Source organism: Sorangium sp. So ce887 (assembly GCF_051521455.1).
Taxonomy (GTDB): Bacteria; Myxococcota_A; Polyangia; order Polyangiales; family Polyangiaceae; genus Sorangium.
Map to the genome: position 1 here is coordinate 6,831,710 of NZ_CP150354.1, position 16,084 is coordinate 6,847,793.

Consider the following 16,084-nt stretch of genomic DNA (forward strand, 5'->3'; position numbering starts at 1 on the left):
AGGATGCCCTGTTCACGTGTACACTGGCGTCATGTCGACCCCTCGAGCCCCGGGCGACGCCCCGCCGAGCCCGCCCGACGCTCCCGGCGAGTGCTCGGCTCCCCTGCCCGCTGCTCCCCTGCGCGTCGGCCCGGTCGTGCCGGACGCCCTGGCGCTCATCGGCGGCACGCCGCTCGTCCGCCTCGCCCGGATCTCGCCCGAGGGGGGCGGCGTCATCTACGGCAAGCTCGAGTCGATGAACCCGGGCGGCAGCGTCAAGGACAGGGCGGCGCTCGGCATGGTGCTCTGCGCCGAGCGCGAAGGGGCCCTCAGGAAAGGGTCGACCCTCGTCGAGGCGACGAGCGGCAATACCGGGATCAGCCTCGCGATGATCGCGGCCGTGCGCGGCTACCGCTGCGTGGTGGTCATGCCCGAGGACATGAGCGTCGAGCGCCGGCACATCCTCCGCGCGTACGGCGCCGAGATCGTCCTCACGCCCGAGGGCCAGGGCATGGCCGGCGCGGTCGCCCGCGCGGTGGAGATCTGCCAGGCGACCCCCGGCGCCTGGATGAGCCAGCAGTTCCAGAACCCGGCGAACCCCGCCGCTCACGCGCTCGCCACCGGCCTCGAGATCCTCGCGCAGACCGGCGGCGACATCGCGGCGCTCGTCGTCGGCGTGGGCACCGGCGGCACGCTGACCGGCTGCGGGCGCGTGCTCAGGGATCAGCTGGGCAGCGCGGTCCGCATCTGCGCCGTCGAGCCGACGAACAGCGCCGTGCTCTCGGGTCGAGGCCCAGGCCCGCACGGCATCCAGGGCCTCGGCCCCGGCTTCGTGCCGGCGATCCTCGAGCGCTCGCTCATCGACGAGATCGTCACCGTCACGGAGGCGGGCGCGTCCCGCATGGTGCGGCGGCTCGCCCGCGAAGAGGGGCTCCTCGTCGGGCCGAGCTCCGGCGCCAACGTCCATGCGGCCCTGGAGGTCGCGCGCAAGGTGCGCGGGACGATCGTGACGGTGCTGCCCGATTCGGGGGAGCGCTACCTGACCTGAGCCGCGTCCGGCCGCGGCGCGCCCTGCTCGTCCGCCGGGCCCACCGCGACGGTCGTCGTCCCAGACGGGGATCCCAGGCCGCCATCGGCGATGGCTCGGCGGCTCCTCGCCGCCCCGGCGCGCATCGCTGCGCCGCGGGCCGCGCCGTGGAGCACCCGCTCGACCATCGGCTCGTGCAGCGCGAGCAGCCGCGCCGGGGCCACGCCGAGGACCACGGTGAGCGCCACCATCGCCAGCAGGAACGCCCGCTCGCGAAACAGGAGCGCCTCCACCGAGGCGCCCCGCAGGTCGCGCCCCAGCGGACCCAGGAAGGCGCGCTGGAACGCGCGGAACAGCGTGATCCCGTTGATCGCCGCCGCCGCCAGCGCCAGCACCGCCAGCACCGGGTGAATGTGTAAAATTCCATGCAGGAGCAGGTCCTCGCTCACGAACGAGAGCGCCCCCGGCATCCCGATCGCCGCGCACGCGAGCAGGAAGAAGAAGGCGGCCATGCGCGGCGTCCGGGCCACGAGGCCGCCGAGCGCCCGCGTGTCGGCGGTGCCGGTGCGCGCCTCGAGCGCTCCGATGACGATCGCGAGCCCCGTGATCGCGATCGACGACGCGACGGTCTGGAGGAGCGCGCCGCTCACGCTCTCCCGGCTCAGCGAGGCGATCCCCAGGAGCACGAGCCCCTTCTGGCTCGCCACGAGGTAGCCGAGCAGCCGGCGCAGATCCGTCTGGACGAGCGCGAGCACCGCGCCGTGCAGCGCGCTCACCAGGCCGAGGACGGCGAGGATCGGCATGCCCTCGGCGCAGCCGGCAGGCAGGAGCGCCACCCCGACGCGCAGGAGCACGCAGACGCCGACCTGCATCTCGGCGAGCAGGACGGTCACGCCGAGCGGCCCCCGCTCGAGCAGCACGGGCAGCCAGCCGTGGAACGGCACGGCGGCCATGCGCATCAGCACGGCGATCCCGACGAGCGCGAACAGCGGCGACTGCCACGCCTCGGGGATGCCGGCGCGCGAGATCTCCTCGATGTCGAACGGCAGGGCCGCCCCGCGGCGCGCGGCGAGCACGGCCATGGCGCCGATCGCCAGGGCGAGCGGCGCCGCGCCTCCCAGCAGGAAGATGCGGCAGGTGCGCCGGAGGAGCGGGTCCAGGGCGCCCTTCCTGGCGACCAGGCGCTCGACCGGCACGAGCGCGGCGAGCCACGACGCCGCGAGCACCGCGAGGTCGAGCGCGCAGAACACGCCGAGGATGGCGCTCCCCGTGGCGAGCAGCGCCGCGGCGGTGGGCCGATCGAGCGCGGCGCGCGGGCTCGCCGCGACCAGGGCGAGCAGGACGAAGCCGAGCAGCGGGAGCAGGGCGGTGGTGTAGCCGTCGAGGCCGAGCCGGAGGCGCGCCCCGAGCAGCGGCAGGGCGGGCCCGCCCGCGGTGAGCGCGACGCCGGCGCACGAGAGCGCGAGCGGGACCACCGAGAGGAGCAGGGTGAGCGCCGCGCCGACGACGGCCGCGCGGCGCGCGCCCTCGTCGCTGCGCGCCCGGGAGGCGACGAGCGCCCCGACCGCCGGCGTGAGGATGAGCGCCGCGAGGATCGGAAATGAGCTCACGTCCGGGCTCCCTTCGTGTCGCGCGCGGGGGGCTCGAAGGCCATGGCGCGCGCGTCTTCTACCCCGCGCGCGGGCTGCTCCCCCGGCTCGGCGGCGGCGCGCTCGGGCCAGCCGCTCAGCGCCGCCACCCACCGGCGCTCGCTCCGGTCGAGCAGGCGCCCGAGGCGCATCAGCGGCGCGGCGACGAGCCGCTCCTGCAGCGCCTCGAGGTGGAAGCGATCGAGGGCGAGCCAGTACGCGCGCCGCACGAGCGCCGCCGGCAGCATGCGGGCGGCGAGCCCGAGGGGCGGCAGCGGCTCGCCGGCGTGCGCGGCCCGGATCTCCTGCGCGTCGCGGAGCGCCGAGGGGGCGCGCAGCATCTGGAGGCAGCGCAGGCACGCGTGCGCGAACAGGTGGACGAGCGCGAGCCGGTAGAGCCCGAGCCCGATCTCCACGAACATGAGCCCCACCTGCGTCATCGTCGCGTGCGCGAGCGCGTTCTTCACGTCCGCCTGCACGCGCCCGACCATCGTGCCGTAGATGGCCGTCGCCGCCCCGACGCAGGCGATCACCGCGCTCGCGGCCGGAGAGCGCTGGAGCAGCGGGGCCACGCGCAGCATCAGGTACACCCCCGCGTGCACCGAGATCGCGCCGTAGAAGAGCGCGCTCGAGGGCGTCGGCCCCTCCATGGCCCGCGGCAGCCAGCTCCCCAGCGGGAACTGCGCGCTCTTGCCCATGGCGGCGAGGAACAGGCACAGCGCGATCGCCGTGGCCGCTCCGGGGCCGAGCGACGCGGCGGCCCCGGGCCAGGGGGCGCCGCCGAACGCCACGCCCCACTGCGAGGAGCGGGCGAGATCGTGCATGAGCACCGCGCCCCCGAGCAGCCCGACGTCGCAGAGCCGGTAGGTGATGTAGACGCGCACCGCGGCCCGCGGCGGCGCCGCGCGGTCGTGGAAGAAGGCCACGAGCAGCACGCTCGTCACGCCCACGAGCTCCCAGCCGGCGAAGAGCAGGTCGACGGCGCCCGCCGACACGAGCGCCAGCATGCCCGTCGAGAACAGCGCGAGGAGCAGGAAGAACCGCGCAAACCCCGGCTCGCGGTGCAGGTACGCCACCGAGAACCGGCCGACCGTGAGCGCGATCAGCGAGACGAGCACCATCATCGTCGCCGACAGGCGATCGACGAGCAGGACGATCTCGAACGCGTAGCTTCCGGTCCCGAACCAGCGGCCGAGCTCCACCGGGAGAAAGGCGTAGGGCGCCGCGACGGCCGAGCCCCAGATGGCCAGCGAGGCCGCGAGCGAGACCGAGAGCGCGGACAGCACGGCGCGCGAGATGACGCGCTCGCTCGGCGTGCGCAGGAGCAGCAGGTAGGCCCCGAGCGCGGCGAAGGTCGCCGCCGGGGAGAGCACGGCGAGCGCGGCGAGCTTGCCGAGCAGCGCGTCAGACAGCATGGCCTTTGACCTCACGTGGCCGCTTGGACGCGGCGCCGATGAGCGCTGGCGGGACGAAGCCGGATCTCCCGGCGTACCAGTCGGCGGAGCGCTGGACCGCCGGCAAGGGGTCGTCCGGGGGAGAGAACGGCGCGAAGCCGTCCCCCGTGAAGCACGCGATCCGGCGCGTCGCCGGATCGACGCAGGCGAGCTGGATCCAGCCGTTGCAGATGAGCTCGCGGAGGGCCGGCTGCCGCGCGCAGAGCGCGGCGGCCGTCTCCGTGCTCGCCTCCACGGCGACGAGCAGGCGCACCGGCTCGTGGATCTCGATCATCTGCCTCGGCAGCCCGGTGCGCAGGTCGCTCAGCGATCCCTCCATGACCCCGAGCATCGAGACCAGGTTGTGGGGGAGCTTGGTGCCGGCGCCGTAGCGGCGGTTGTCGACGCAGGAGAAGTAGTACTCGAGGTTGATCCCCGCCCCGACCGGGCCGACCGCGAGCAGGACACGCTCGAGGATCGCGCCGCCCGGGTCCTGCGTCGGGTCGTACGACACGAGGAACGCCCTGCGGTCGAGGAACAGCCCGCGGGTGAGCGCGCGGCGGCCGACCACGCAGACGGCGTTGGTCACGTGCCCGAGCTCGGGCCGGGCCTCGCTGAGATCCGCGGCGCGCGCCTCGACGTGCGCGAGCGCCCGCGCGGGGTCGCTCTCGTCAGGCGCCGACGCGAAGCGACGGCAGCGCTCGTGCGCGTGCAGCTCGCGCGCCGCGTCCAGGGCGCCGCGCAGCGCCGAGAGCTCGCCGCGGTGCGACGCCGGCGCGAGGTGCTGGTCGTAGAGGACGATCTCGTCGGTCGTCGTGTTGTTCATGCCGCCGAGGAAGAAGGTCCCGTCCGGGAGGTCGATCCCCCGGCCGCGGAGCGAGGCGCGGACCTCGGGGTCGTTCGCCATGGCCGCGAACAGCCGCGCGTTCGGGCCGCCGTGGCGGCCGCCGCACGCGCCGCAGTCGTAGGCCGACTGGTGCGGGTTGTTCACGCTGGTCGACCCGTGGCCGAGCACGGCCACGATCGGCGCGAAGCCGCGCGTGAGCCCCATGTTCTCCAGCGTGGCGGCCACCCGGGCCGCCCTCTCCGCGGCGGTGAACGGCCGCCCCTCGCCGGCCGCGCCGGAGCCCGCGTCGTGCGGGCTGTGGAGCCGCGTCGGCACCGCGGGGAGCATGCGCCGCTCGAGCGCGCGGCGCAGCCTCGCCGTCGCCCGCGGGAAGAGGATGCGCCCGACGAGCGGGAGGGTGGAGAACAGGCCCAGGGTCGGCGTGAGCAGCACGCCGCGCGCCAGGGTGCGGGTGCCGCGCCCGAGGGCGTGCAGGAGCCGCGCCCAGCGCCTGCGGCGGGCCTTTCGGCGGCGGCCCGCCTCCTCCTCGTGCGGCCGCTCGACGATCTCGTGCGCCGGCTCCACGCCGACCGGGCAGAGGCTCACGTGGCCGGCGTCGTCGAGCCCCCGGTAGCGGATCGGCACGCCGAAGAAGCCGGCCACGCCGAAGGTCTCGTGCCGCGGCGAGAGCTCCTCGAAATGCCGCCTCAGCCCCTCGCAGCGATCGTCGATGCAGAAGGCGACCTGGAAGCGGGGCTCCTTCACCGCGCGGTCGTCCTCCGGGCGGCGCAGGTTCGCGGCGATCCCGTGCAGCGCCTCGACCCGATGGTGGTGCTCGTAGGCCTCCTGCAGGACGCGGCGCCGCGCGATCCCGTCGAACGCCTCGAGCGCCGACAGCGCCCAGACGCGATCCGTCTTCGACAGCCGCTCCACCTCGGCGGCCGACAGCCCAGCGAGCTGAGCGAGCTGGAACAGGCAGAACGGCCGATCGTGATCGGGCGAGCGCGCCGGCGGCGCCGGCGGCCGTGCCGCGCGACGGGCGTGCTCGACGAGCCCGGCGAGGGGCCCCGTGTATCCGAGCCGCCGGCGCGCGACGTCGCGTAGCGCGTACCGGGCGAGGGTCAGGCGGACGGCCAGGTACTCGACAAGCGACGCGGGCGGTGAGCCCGGCGGCCGGTCGCCCGGGGTGTGCTCGAGGCGGTGGATCATGCCGGCCCACCCAGGCAGCTCGAGCAGCACGCGTGTCACGTACCCCTCCCAGGGGTCCTCGGGCACCCCGAGCTCGTCGAGGGCGCGGGCGGCGATGGCGGACGGCGGGAGCCCCGCCGCGTCGAGCCGGCGGAGCTCCGCGTCGAGCCCCGCGAAGGCCGGAGCAGCGAGGCGGGAGCCCTCGAGCACCATGTCGCGGAAGCAGCGCCAGATCCCCTGCGCCCGATCGGGCATCGCCCAGTGCGCGACGCCCTCGTCGAGGTAGGCGGCGAGGAGCCGGATCACGAGCGGATCGACGAGCTCGGCCGGATCCTCGCCTGCCAGCGCGAGCAGCAGATCGCGGTGCGACCGGTCGACGCCCACGCGATCGACGAGCGGCGGCTCCGCGGGCGGGGCGGGCGGCAGCGGCACGGCGCGGCACGCGTCCCAGAGCGCGAGCGCGGCGCGCGACTCCGGATCGCGGCCGCCCTGGTCGAGGAGGCGCGCTGCGGTCTCGGGGCGCTCCTCGAGCCAGCGCTCCGTGCTCTCCAGGATGCGCCAGCGCCGCTCGGCGGGGGCGTCGGCCCGGAGCCTCCGCGTCTCCCCCACCTCGGAGATACGCCACGAGAGGTCCGCCGCCGTCTCCGCCTCGATGGGATAGCGCAGCGCGAGCCGCTCGATCTCGTGGCGGGACAGCGGGCCTCGTCGCTCGTCCGGATGCGCCGCGAAGCGCCCCGCGAGCGCCGCCTCGAGGTCCTCGTCGTCGATGCGACCCGACGCGATGTGCGCGCGGTAATCCGCCTCCGCGAGGTACGGCTCCGCCTCGAAGACGGCGCTCGCCGCGGCGAGCGCGTCGTGGAACGGCAGGTGCTGGAACGCGTGCAGCGTGTTGTGGTGGACGAACACGCCGATGGGCCCTTGCGCCGGCAGGAGGTGCCCGGCGTGCTCGACCAGGTCGCAAAGGCGCCTCTGCCGGGCGGCGCTCGCGCGGAGATCTCGAGAGAGCTCGGTGTTCATGACGATCCTGGAGAACGGTTGTTCCTGGAGCCTCACCCGCGCGCGCCCCTGTCGTGGAGGTCGTGCCTCGCCTCGATTCAGCGCTCGGCGACAGGGCTGATGACAGCCCTCTTCCTCGCAGAGAGCGGGTGGGATGACATCTGGAAGTGATCGCCGAGGCCCGCGAGGATCAAGGTCCGCCCCTCTCGCTCCATCGTGCCCTGGAGCTCGTGCAGGTTGGACATGACCGTGTGATCGACCAGGCGGGCATTCGCGAAATTGATCTCGATGCTGGAGGCGTTCGCGTGGCTCGCGAGCCTCCGCTGGAGGCTGAGATAGTTGCTGAAGACCGCCGCGTGCTTGACGCGCAGCACGACCCGCTGTCCCTCGACGCGCTCCTCCACCTCGGAGCGGAAGAGAACGCGCAGCGGCGCGCCGTTGATCACGTGGATGAGCATCTTCACGGCGATGCCGGCCGCGACCCCGACGAGCAGATCGGAGGCGATGCACAGCGCGGCTGTGGTGCCGAAGATGAGGAGCTGCTCCCTGCCGATGCGGAGCGTCCTCACGAACTCCTTGGGGGACGCGAGGCGGGTGCCCGTGAACGTGAGCATGGCGGCCAGCGCGGCGAGGGGGATCCTGTGGATCAGCCCCGGCGCGAAGGCGACGAAGAGCAGGAGGAAGGTGCCGTGGAAGAAGTTCGACAGCCGGCTCTTCGCGCCATAGCCGATGTTCGCGGAGCTGCGGACGATCTCGGAGATCATCGGCAGCCCGCCGAGCAGGCCCGCGATGAGGTTGCCGGCGCCCGTGGCGAGCAGATCCCGGTCGAGGTCGGAGCGGCGCTTCGCGGGATCGAGCGAGTCGACGGCCTTCGCCGACAGCAGAGACTCGATGCTACCCACCAGCGAGAACATGATGATGTATTTGATCGACGCGGGCGTGCCGACGTGGCTGAAGTCCGGGAAGACGATCGCCTGGAGGAGGTTGCCCGGCAGGTTGACCAGGAAGCTCGGCCCGAGCGCGTACGTCGTCTGGGTCGCCGCGAGCGTGTAGGTGTGCTCGTGCTCGAGATCGAAGGCGTGGGCGAGCGGCACCGAGAGCGCCAGCACCAGCAGCGGCGCAGGGATCTTCTGCAGAAGGCGCGCTCTCCTGGCGACCGCTGGATAGCCGAAGAGGATGACCAGCGAGAGGACGCCGATCAAGGCGATCTCGGGGTTCAGCCGAAACAGGCTGTGCGGGATCTCGAGGATCAGGTGGAGCGGCTCTTTCGCCGCGGGCGTGACGCCGACGAGCGTATGGATCTGTTTCGAGCAGATGATGATCCCGATGGCCGCCAGCATGCCGTGCACCACCGAGCCGGGGAAGAAGTCCCCGAGCGTCCCGGCGCGCGCCAGCGCGAAGGCGATCTGTATCAGCGCGGCGACAGTGATGCACGCGAGCGCGCGGCGGTAGCCGACCGCGTTGTCCCCGCCGCCGAGCTCCTGCACGGCGCCCAGCGCGATGACGATGAGGCCCGCCGCGGGCCCCTTGATGGTCAGCGGCGCGCTGCCGAGCCACGTGGCGACCATGCCGCCGACGACGGCGGTGAGCACGCCAGCGATGGGGGGAAACCCGCTTGCCATGGCGATTCCCAGGCAGAGCGGCAGGGCGATCAAGAAGACGAGGAAGCCTGAAACGAGGTCGTTCTTCCACGAGGCGGACGCGGGCGCGTCTGAAATACTCGACTTGGACATGCGGTGCTCAGCCCTCGGATACGCGGGCCCCCTGTGGGGCCCGATGTTCGTCAGAACACGCCTCCAGGACGGGACCACTCGGCCCGAGGTTCCCACGCGGGGTGACGATTTCGACCGATGTGCAGGAACCTGCGTGCGGCTCCGTTCCGTCCCAGGGGGGCCGCCGATGTACAGCTCTCCCCCGCTCGGGGTGCCGCTGCTCGCTCCGCTGTGGCCCGAGCAACGGGTGCTACCCCGCCGTCCAATCCACGCTAGAGTTCAGGGCCTCGACGCTCCAGACGCTCGAACGGCCCTCATGACCGAATCGCGACCCCTCCTCGGCGAATCGCGCGCGCAGTTCGAGTCGGCGATACGCCCGAACCTCCCGCGCCTCTATCGATTCTGTATTTCCCTCTGCGGTGCTCGGGATCAGGCGGACGATCTGTTCCAGAACGCGCTGCTCAAGGCGTACCTGCACGCGGCGTCCTTCGAGGGGCGCTCGGACCTCGGGGTCTGGCTCTGCGGGATCGCTCGGCACGAGTACCTGGAGGCGTACCGGACCGAGGCGCGGCGCCGCGGCCTGCTCGATCGGCTCGTCGACGTGTGCACCGAGGCGCTCGGCATCCTGCCTCGCGCCGATGTCCCGAGCCCGGAGGCGGCCGTGATCCTGAGCCAGGACACGGGGGTGCTCCTCGCGTGCCTCCAGGAGCTGCCAGAGGAGTTTCGCACCGTGGTGGTGCTATGCGACATCGAGGAGCTCGGCTACGATAGCGTGGCCGAGCACCTCGGCATCCCCAAGGGGACGGTGAAGAGCCGCCACGCCCGAGGGCGCGCGCGGCTGCGCGATGCATACGAGCGTGTGGCGGCGCAACTCGTCGTGGCGGCGCGGGAGGGATCGACGTGAGCGGGCAGGACCACGATGTGCCTCCGATTCCGCAGGATCTCGCGGCGAGCGTGCGGGCGCTGCGCGCGATGAGCCCCTCCGAAGCGCTCGTCGAGCGCGCGCTGAGCAAGCTCCCGGAGCGGCCCGAGCGGCCTGCGGTGGAGGGCGGCAAGAGGTCGCAGCGGGCGCGCAGCCCCTGGAGGTGGAGGGCGATCCTCGCGGCGCCGGCGCTCGCCGCGCTGGCGCTCGCCGTCTTCCTGGCGGGCGGCGGGGGCGCGCGCTCTCCCGCGATCGAGCGCTCCGAGGAGCGCGCCGTGGCGTTGCCTGGCGACGGACACGCGTGGACGCACCTCGATCTGTGGACCCACCGCCACGCCGACGAGCCAGCGGTGGTTCACCTCGAGGTCCCCGAGCACGTGCGCGTGCGGCTCCCCGACGGCGAAGGCGGGGCGCTGGAGGAGCACTGCCAGCGGGAGCGCTGCTCGCATCGGCTGACGCGCTACCGCGGCGAGGCGCCGCTCAGCGTGGCCGTCGCCCAGCCGGGCCGCTACGAGATCCACGTCCGTCACGAGTCGAACGAGGCGCGCGTGCGGGAGCGCTTCGTGCTGACCGCGGAACGTGACTGAGCCCGCGCGCGCCTGGGAGCCCGTTCGCACAGCGTGCGCGCGTACGGCGTCGAGCTCGCCGCCGCGGTCAGGTCCGCGGCTCGCCGCGCTTGGCTTCGTCCCAGTAGCCGTCGAGCTCTTCGAGCGTGAGGGTGTCGTCCGAGGCCCTTGCCGGCCAGCCGCCGTGCCGCTCGATGACCCGGCGCTCGACGTGCTCGAAGCGCCGGGTGAACTTGTCGGTCGTCCGGCGCAGCGCCCCCTCCGCGTCCACGCCGGCGTGGCGCGCCAGGTTCCCGAGCGCGAAGAGCACGTCGCCGAGCTCCTCCTCGATCGCGGCGGGATCGCCGCTCTCGAAGGCCCGATCGAGCTCTCCGAGCTCCTCCTCGACCTTCGCGCGCGAGCCCCGCGCGTCCGGCCAGTCGAAGCCCACGCGCGCGACCTTCTCGCCGACACGTTGCGCCCGGGTCAGCGCCGGCAGGCTGCGGGGAACGCCGCCGAGCACCCCGCGGTCCTTGCCCTGCCGGGCTCGTTCGGCCGCCTTGATGCGCTCCCAGTTCTGGAGCACCTCGTCGGCGTTCTCGGCGCTCTCGTCCGCGAACACGTGGGGGTGGCGCCGCACGAGCTTCTCGCAGATCGCGGCGACCACGTCATCCGGGCCGAACGCCCCCTCGGCCCGGGCGAGCTCGGCCTGGAACACGACCTGGAGCAGGAGGTCCCCGAGCTCGGTGCACAGCTCCTTGCGGTCGCCGCCATCGATGGCGTCGATGACCTCGCAGGCCTCCTCGAGCACGTAGCGCCGCAGCGTCGCGAAGTTCTGCTCGCGATCCCACGGGCATCCGTCGGGCGCGAGGAGCCGCTGCATCAGCTCGACCAGACGCGGGAACGTGCGACCGGCCTGCTCCGGGAGCGGCGGCGCCTCCACGGGTTCGAAGGGGCGAGGCATGGAGTGCTACTAGCGCAAACCGCCCCCGCCGCGGAAGAGAAGGCGACGTTTCATGATGCAACGCGTCATCCTGGATTCGCGGACTGTGGCGTGAGAAAAGTGAAGATGTCGTCGAGGTTGCGGCGGCGAGGACGACCATGAAGAGCGCAGGCTATGTTGTGCTGTTCACGATCGCCGGGTGCTCGCAGGGGGTGTGTCGGAGCGTCGGGAGCGCGCTGGGCACGGCGCCGAGCCCGGCGGGTTCCGCGGTGCCGACCGGGGTTGCGACCGCGACGGCGACCGCGGAGCCGACCGGGGTTGAGGCCCAGGCGGCCGACAGCGGCGAGCAGCGGGCGCTGGACGAGCAGATTGCCCCGCTGCGCAAGGGCGGGCGCCACCTCATCGCGGAGCCGCCGGACGACGCGGAGGAGGAGGCGTACGTCGCGTGGGTCGCGGCGGCGGGGCTCGCCGCCCAGAACCGGCAGCCGCCGCCGGCTGCCCCACCCGGGTTCGCGCTGCGGGTGGTCCCCGGACGCGATCTCTGGGTGCTGTCCGAGGACGGGTCGCGCCGTCGGGGTGCGGCCGCGGTCGTGCTGCGCGCAGGGGCGGCAGCGCCGCTCATCGTGGAGGCGCCGCACACGTTCTTCGATCGGGGGACGCTGCCCGTCGCGCTGGCCGTCTTCGAGGCGCAGCGGGCGCGGGCGCTGGTCGTCAACACGTCGCACCGGTACGGCGGGGGCCCCAAGCCGAGCAACGCCGCCGGGGACGACGAAGGCGCAGAAGGAGCGGGCGGAGAGGGCGGCGCGGGCGCGGACGACGGGGCTGCAAAGGGGGAGGCCACGGGGAGCGGCGCTCGGGCGATCGGCGGCGGGCGCGCGGGGGCCGAGGGCGCCACAGGCGCCGGCGGCAACCACGGTGCAGGTGGCGGCGTCCAAGGCGCGGGCGGCGGCGCTCGGGGAGACATCCGTGCCGCCCGCGAGCGGTTGGTTGCATCCCTCGCCTTCGCGGACGTGGCGCACGCGGAGCGCTCGTTCTTCCTGTCGGCCCACCGGGCGCTGCTCCAGAGTTGTCCCGGCATGCCGGCGGTGCAGCTGCACGGTTTCCAGGACAGCTCGGCACCGGACGCCGCCGCCATCGCCAGCGCCGTGGGGCACGACGCCGACCTGGAGCGGCTGCTCGCCCCGCTACGTTCGGTCGTCAGCGACGGGAAGGTCCTCGCCTACCCCGCCGAGATCAACAAGCTCGGCGGCGCCACCAACGTGCAGGCGCGCTGGTCGCGCCAGATGGGCGCGCCGTTCTACCACCTCGAGCTGTCGCGAGCGCTACGCGACAAGCTGATGGAGGATGAGGATTTCCGGCGCCGCTTCGCGGCGGCGTTCGCGGGGCTCATTGCCGGAAAAGGCCAGGGGAACCCGACCCGACCCGGGTTGACGCCCTAGACTCCCCCCCAACCCGACCCGGGTTGCCCCCCGTAGCTCGGGTCCGCAAATAGGTACGGGCGGACGTAGACCGGGGCTGGGTCATGGCCGACTCCGGTCGGAAGAGCGGATGGACGCCACGGAAATGGAGCAGGTGTGGACCTGACCCGGGTTGCCCTATAGACCGTTCATGGATCGGGATGGACGAGCGCAGCTCAAGAGCTGGTTCATGGCCAAATCTGCGCGGAAGCGCGGATGATGGCGCAGGACGCGATAAGGAATGAGCTGGAATTGCCAATCTGAATCGCGCCCCCCGCCCAACCTGTGTCGGGTCGAGCATGGCGCCGCCCGCTCCGTCTTCTCGACACGGACGTTCCTCGCGATGCGACGTGGGAACCGTCGTCCGCCTCGCCCTGCAGCCGGTCGCAATAGTTATATAGCGGCTACGACGTCCGTCACGCTGGCGCCGTGAAACGTACGCATCCACCACGTCCCCGCCGGGAACACGACACTGCGCACACCGGTGCGCCACCGCTCCAGCGCGGCGCGGTATAACGCGCGAAACGCCCGTACAGCGGCGCCGGCAATTCGCAATGTGTCACCCTGGTCACGGCCGACCGCAAACGTAGGATTGCGTTCGCGCAGCGCCTCGAAGCTCGTGGCGCGCGCGTAGGGGGAGATCTTGCTGGCTCGCTCGGCGCCCAAGAAGCGACGCCCATGGTGCTGCATCTCCGCATAAATTTGCGCTTCTTGTCGCTCGAGCTCGGCGGCGACCTCTTGACGAAAGCCCTCCGCGCTGTCCATCTCTATAGCCGGCGGCAGTGAGAGTGAGAGCGTCATTTCCTCGGGCCACTGAGGATTTTCCGGGTCGAGATACACAGACGGACGCGCCGCACGCAGCACGCCGCGACCGAGCTCGACCACATCCACCTTGGCGCCCGGCCACTCATGCGCATGTCGGACGAGGCCAGCAGCGACGGGATTCGCGAGGACGTAGGCGATCTTCTCCACCACCGCCGCGCGCGTCAGCAGGCGCACGACGCTCGGGGCCTCGTGGTCCCACACCGGTCCTTCCCAAGTGCGGAGCACCTTGGTGCCGAGCGCGACGATCCGATGAAAGAACTGCAGGAAGCGCGGCAGGACGCCCGTCACGTCGGTCACAATTAGGTGCAGATGCGTTGACATCGCGCAGAGGGCATGGACCTGGAGACCGTAGCGACGCGCGGAGACGGCGAGGGCATAAATCAGGAGCTGGGTGATGGCTACGTCGGGCCGAAAGAGCAGGTGCCGGCGCAGGACGCGCCGGGTGATCATGTACGTGGCGCCGGGAGCGATCTCGCGGGGCTGGCTCATGGCCGGCGCACACCAACAAACGCCGTGCCAGTGTTGTGGTGAATCATTTCGAGGAGTTACCCCCATCGCTGGGGTGGCGGCCGCGTTCCATGGGTGGCGGCCGCCAGGACACCCGCCTGGGGTCACCCCGGGTCCGGGTCACCCGGTCACCCCAACCTGGGTGGATCCCCCCAACCTGGGTCGGGTTACCCGCCCGCCCGCCCGCCCCAACCCGGGTCGGGTCACCCCCAACCCGGGTCGGGTCACCCGCTCCTCAACCTCCCCAATCTCGGTCGGACGTCACTGTCGGACGTCACTCAACTCATCCAAGACTGCCGGCGACGCGCCGCCGGACCACACAACCTCAACCTGGGTCGGGTTGGCCCAACCTCAACTTGGGTCGGGTTGCCGTTGGGTTGCAGGTTGCCGTTGCCGTTGCCCCCGTTGCAACCTGGATCGGGTTGCCGGCCGGGTCGGGTTGCCGCGCGGGTTGCCGTTGAGATCGGGCTGCCGCTGACGGGTCGGGTTGCCGGTTGCCAACCTGGGTCGGGCGGGGGGGGCGTCAAACGAGCAGCGCCGGGATCCGGTCGGGCCCGAAGGCGGCTGCGCCGCGCGGCGCCGTCGAGAACATCGGCCGCTGGGTCGGATCGCTCCGCAACGCCGGGAAGCGCTCGAGCAGGAGCGACACCCCGATCCGCGCCTCCATCCGCGCGAGCGGCGCCCCGACGCAGTAGTGCGGGCCCACGCCGAAGCTCAAGAGCCCTGTGGGCCGCCGCTGGATGTCGAAGACCTCCGGGCGCGGGTAGGCCTCCTCGTCGTAGTGGAGCGCGGTGAGCGACACGTAGAGGAGCGTCCCCGCGGGCACCGTCTCGCCGCCGATCGTCGCCTCGCGCTCCACGAACCGCACGATCCCCGTCGCGTTGCTGCACCAGCGCATCGCCTCGTCGATGGCCTGCGGCAGGAGCGAAGGCTGCTGGCGCAGCTGGCCCATCGCGTCAGGGTGCGCGAGCAGCGCCACGAGCAGATTGGCAAGCATCCAGCTGGTCGTCTCGTAGCTGCCGAGGATCAAGCTGAGCACGACCCCCTCGCACGCCTCCACGCCGCCCAGCCCCTCCGCGGCGAGCGTCCGCGCGATCTCGCCGAGCAGCGTGTCGCTCGGACTCGCCACCTCGCGCTCCGCGATCTCCCGCAGCTGCGCGCCCATCGCGGCGTGGGCCCGCCGCCCCTCGGCCACCAGGACGGGATCCTGCGGCGCCATGGCGCTGCGGATCATCTTGCGAATCAGCACGTCATTCTCGGCGATCCGCTCCTCCGGCATCCCGAACAGGGCGCTCGTCACGCCCATGGGCATCGAGATCGCGAAATCGTCGACCAGGTCCGCCTGCTGCTTCCGCGCGAGCCTGTCCACGATCCTGCGCGCCACAGGGGTCACGATCGTCTCCTCGTAGCGGTTGACCACGCGCGGGGAGAGGACCGCGTTGAAGATCCGCCGCATGCGCGTGTGCGACGCGCCGTCGAGCGCCACGAGCGCCCCTTTCATGATCCCGATGTCGTAAGCACGATTACTGAACGTCTCGCTGTCGCGCAGCACGGCGGTCACCTCGGCGCCGCGGAGCACGACGGTCACGCCGAGCCCCTCATCGAAGTAGATGGGGTGCTCCTTCGCCGCCGCGGCGAGATAGACCCCGAACGCGGAAGGATCCTCCGTGGTGAAGGAGAAAAGGCTCGTGCGAGGTAGCATAGTTAAATTTTGGTATTCGATTTCGAAGTATCAATCAAGCCGCATTACCGCTCGCCTCGACGCAAGCTCGCTGGGACGAGCGCGTCGTGCGCCGGTCTATCCGACGTCCGTCCGGCGTGCGCATCCCTGTGGGTGGCGCCCCTGCCCTGCCACAGCCACACCGCGCGTGTGGTTATCGGCTCCGCCCTCGACGAGCTATCGAGAGGCAGCACGTCCTCCGGGCGACCTTGCCGATTCCAGCGCCCGGGCGCGCCCGTCGCCCCCTCGTGCAGGCGCACCTCTGCGAGCCCGGTGGGTCGCCGCCCGCCCGCGGGGATCCGCGCCGCGGGAGATTACGATGCGCCGGCGGCGGCGAGCTCGCTCGCAGCGTCCGCGACGTCCGCGACAAACGCGG

The 16,084-nt window shown here is 72.5% G+C and carries 11 protein-coding genes; 4 read left to right on the top strand and 7 right to left on the bottom strand.

The genetic code is table 11. The features are described 5' to 3' along the window. Nucleotides 1–136 precede the first annotated feature (136 nt). On the top strand, nt 137–1,027 hold the full coding sequence (gene cysK, locus WMF36_RS25250) for a cysteine synthase A (protein WP_437581957.1): 891 nt from the start codon (nt 137–139) through the stop codon (nt 1,025–1,027). Here the strand turns inward: cysK and WMF36_RS25255 are convergent. From WMF36_RS25255 to WMF36_RS25270, 4 genes are all read right to left on the bottom strand, one after another. Continuing rightward, nucleotides 1,015–2,616: a complex I subunit 4 family protein gene (locus WMF36_RS25255; RefSeq protein WP_437573304.1), complete on the bottom strand. Its 1,602-nt coding sequence runs from the start codon at nt 2,614–2,616 to the stop codon at nt 1,015–1,017. The two genes, cysK and WMF36_RS25255, sit on opposite strands and share 13 nt — an antisense overlap. Continuing rightward, nucleotides 2,613–4,049, bottom strand: coding sequence for an NADH-quinone oxidoreductase subunit 5 family protein (locus WMF36_RS25260; RefSeq protein ID WP_437573305.1), 1,437 nt, complete (start codon nt 4,047–4,049; stop codon nt 2,613–2,615). Before WMF36_RS25260 ends, WMF36_RS25255 begins: the two co-directional genes overlap by 4 nt. Continuing rightward, entirely contained in the window at nt 4,039–7,098 is a 3,060-nt protein-coding gene (locus WMF36_RS25265; RefSeq protein ID WP_437573306.1) for a YbcC family protein, read from the bottom strand. The genes WMF36_RS25260 and WMF36_RS25265 overlap by 11 nt, the downstream gene beginning before the upstream one ends. A gap of 77 nt (nt 7,099–7,175) precedes the next feature. Then, nucleotides 7,176–8,810: a SulP family inorganic anion transporter gene (locus tag WMF36_RS25270; protein ID WP_437573307.1), complete on the bottom strand. Its 1,635-nt coding sequence runs from the start codon at nt 8,808–8,810 to the stop codon at nt 7,176–7,178. A 295-nt stretch (nt 8,811–9,105) separates the two neighbouring features. Here WMF36_RS25270 and WMF36_RS25275 point away from each other — a divergent pair, with 295 nt between their 5' ends. Together WMF36_RS25275 and WMF36_RS25280 are read left to right on the top strand one after the other, a co-directional pair. After that, nucleotides 9,106–9,693 carry an RNA polymerase sigma factor gene (locus WMF36_RS25275; protein WP_437573308.1) on the top strand — a complete coding sequence of 196 codons (588 nt, stop codon included), beginning with the start codon at nt 9,106–9,108 and terminating at the stop codon, nt 9,691–9,693. Then, nucleotides 9,690–10,298, top strand: a complete 609-nt coding sequence (locus tag WMF36_RS25280) for a hypothetical protein (RefSeq protein ID WP_437573309.1) — start codon at nt 9,690–9,692, stop codon at nt 10,296–10,298. The genes WMF36_RS25275 and WMF36_RS25280 overlap by 4 nt, the downstream gene beginning before the upstream one ends. Before the next feature lie 67 nt (nt 10,299–10,365). Here WMF36_RS25280 and mazG read toward each other — a convergent pair whose 3' ends face one another. Beyond that, nucleotides 10,366–11,220, bottom strand: a complete 855-nt coding sequence (gene mazG / locus WMF36_RS25285; RefSeq protein WP_437573310.1) for a nucleoside triphosphate pyrophosphohydrolase — start codon at nt 11,218–11,220, stop codon at nt 10,366–10,368. Nucleotides 11,221–11,357: 137 nt separating this feature from the next. Here mazG and WMF36_RS25290 point away from each other — a divergent pair, with 137 nt between their 5' ends. Next, nucleotides 11,358–12,638: a hypothetical protein gene (locus WMF36_RS25290; RefSeq protein WP_437573311.1), complete on the top strand. Its 1,281-nt coding sequence runs from the start codon at nt 11,358–11,360 to the stop codon at nt 12,636–12,638. Between the two features lie 411 nt (nt 12,639–13,049). On the opposite strand, the gene WMF36_RS25295 is transcribed toward WMF36_RS25290, so the two are convergent. Next, nucleotides 13,050–13,970: a transposase gene (locus WMF36_RS25295; RefSeq protein WP_437573312.1), complete on the bottom strand. Its 921-nt coding sequence runs from the start codon at nt 13,968–13,970 to the stop codon at nt 13,050–13,052. A gap of 541 nt (nt 13,971–14,511) precedes the next feature. Continuing rightward, a complete protein-coding gene (locus WMF36_RS25300) occupies nt 14,512–15,690 on the bottom strand; it encodes a cytochrome P450 (RefSeq protein WP_437573313.1) in 1,179 nt (392 codons plus the stop codon). Between the last annotated feature and the right edge of the window lie 394 nt (nt 15,691–16,084).

Coding starts and splice junctions, on each gene's coding strand:
- WMF36_RS25300 (WP_437573313.1), bottom strand. CDS start 15,690: ATGCTACCTCGCACGAGCCTTTTCTCCTTCACCACGGAGGATCCTTCC.
- WMF36_RS25290 (WP_437573311.1), top strand. CDS start 11,358: ATGAAGAGCGCAGGCTATGTTGTGCTGTTCACGATCGCCGGGTGCTCG.
- WMF36_RS25260 (WP_437573305.1), bottom strand. CDS start 4,049: ATGCTGTCTGACGCGCTGCTCGGCAAGCTCGCCGCGCTCGCCGTGCTC.
- WMF36_RS25265 (WP_437573306.1), bottom strand. CDS start 7,098: ATGAACACCGAGCTCTCTCGAGATCTCCGCGCGAGCGCCGCCCGGCAG.
- WMF36_RS25295 (WP_437573312.1), bottom strand. CDS start 13,970: ATGAGCCAGCCCCGCGAGATCGCTCCCGGCGCCACGTACATGATCACC.
- WMF36_RS25270 (WP_437573307.1), bottom strand. CDS start 8,810: ATGTCCAAGTCGAGTATTTCAGACGCGCCCGCGTCCGCCTCGTGGAAG.
- mazG (WP_437573310.1), bottom strand. CDS start 11,220: ATGCCTCGCCCCTTCGAACCCGTGGAGGCGCCGCCGCTCCCGGAGCAG.
- WMF36_RS25275 (WP_437573308.1), top strand. CDS start 9,106: ATGACCGAATCGCGACCCCTCCTCGGCGAATCGCGCGCGCAGTTCGAG.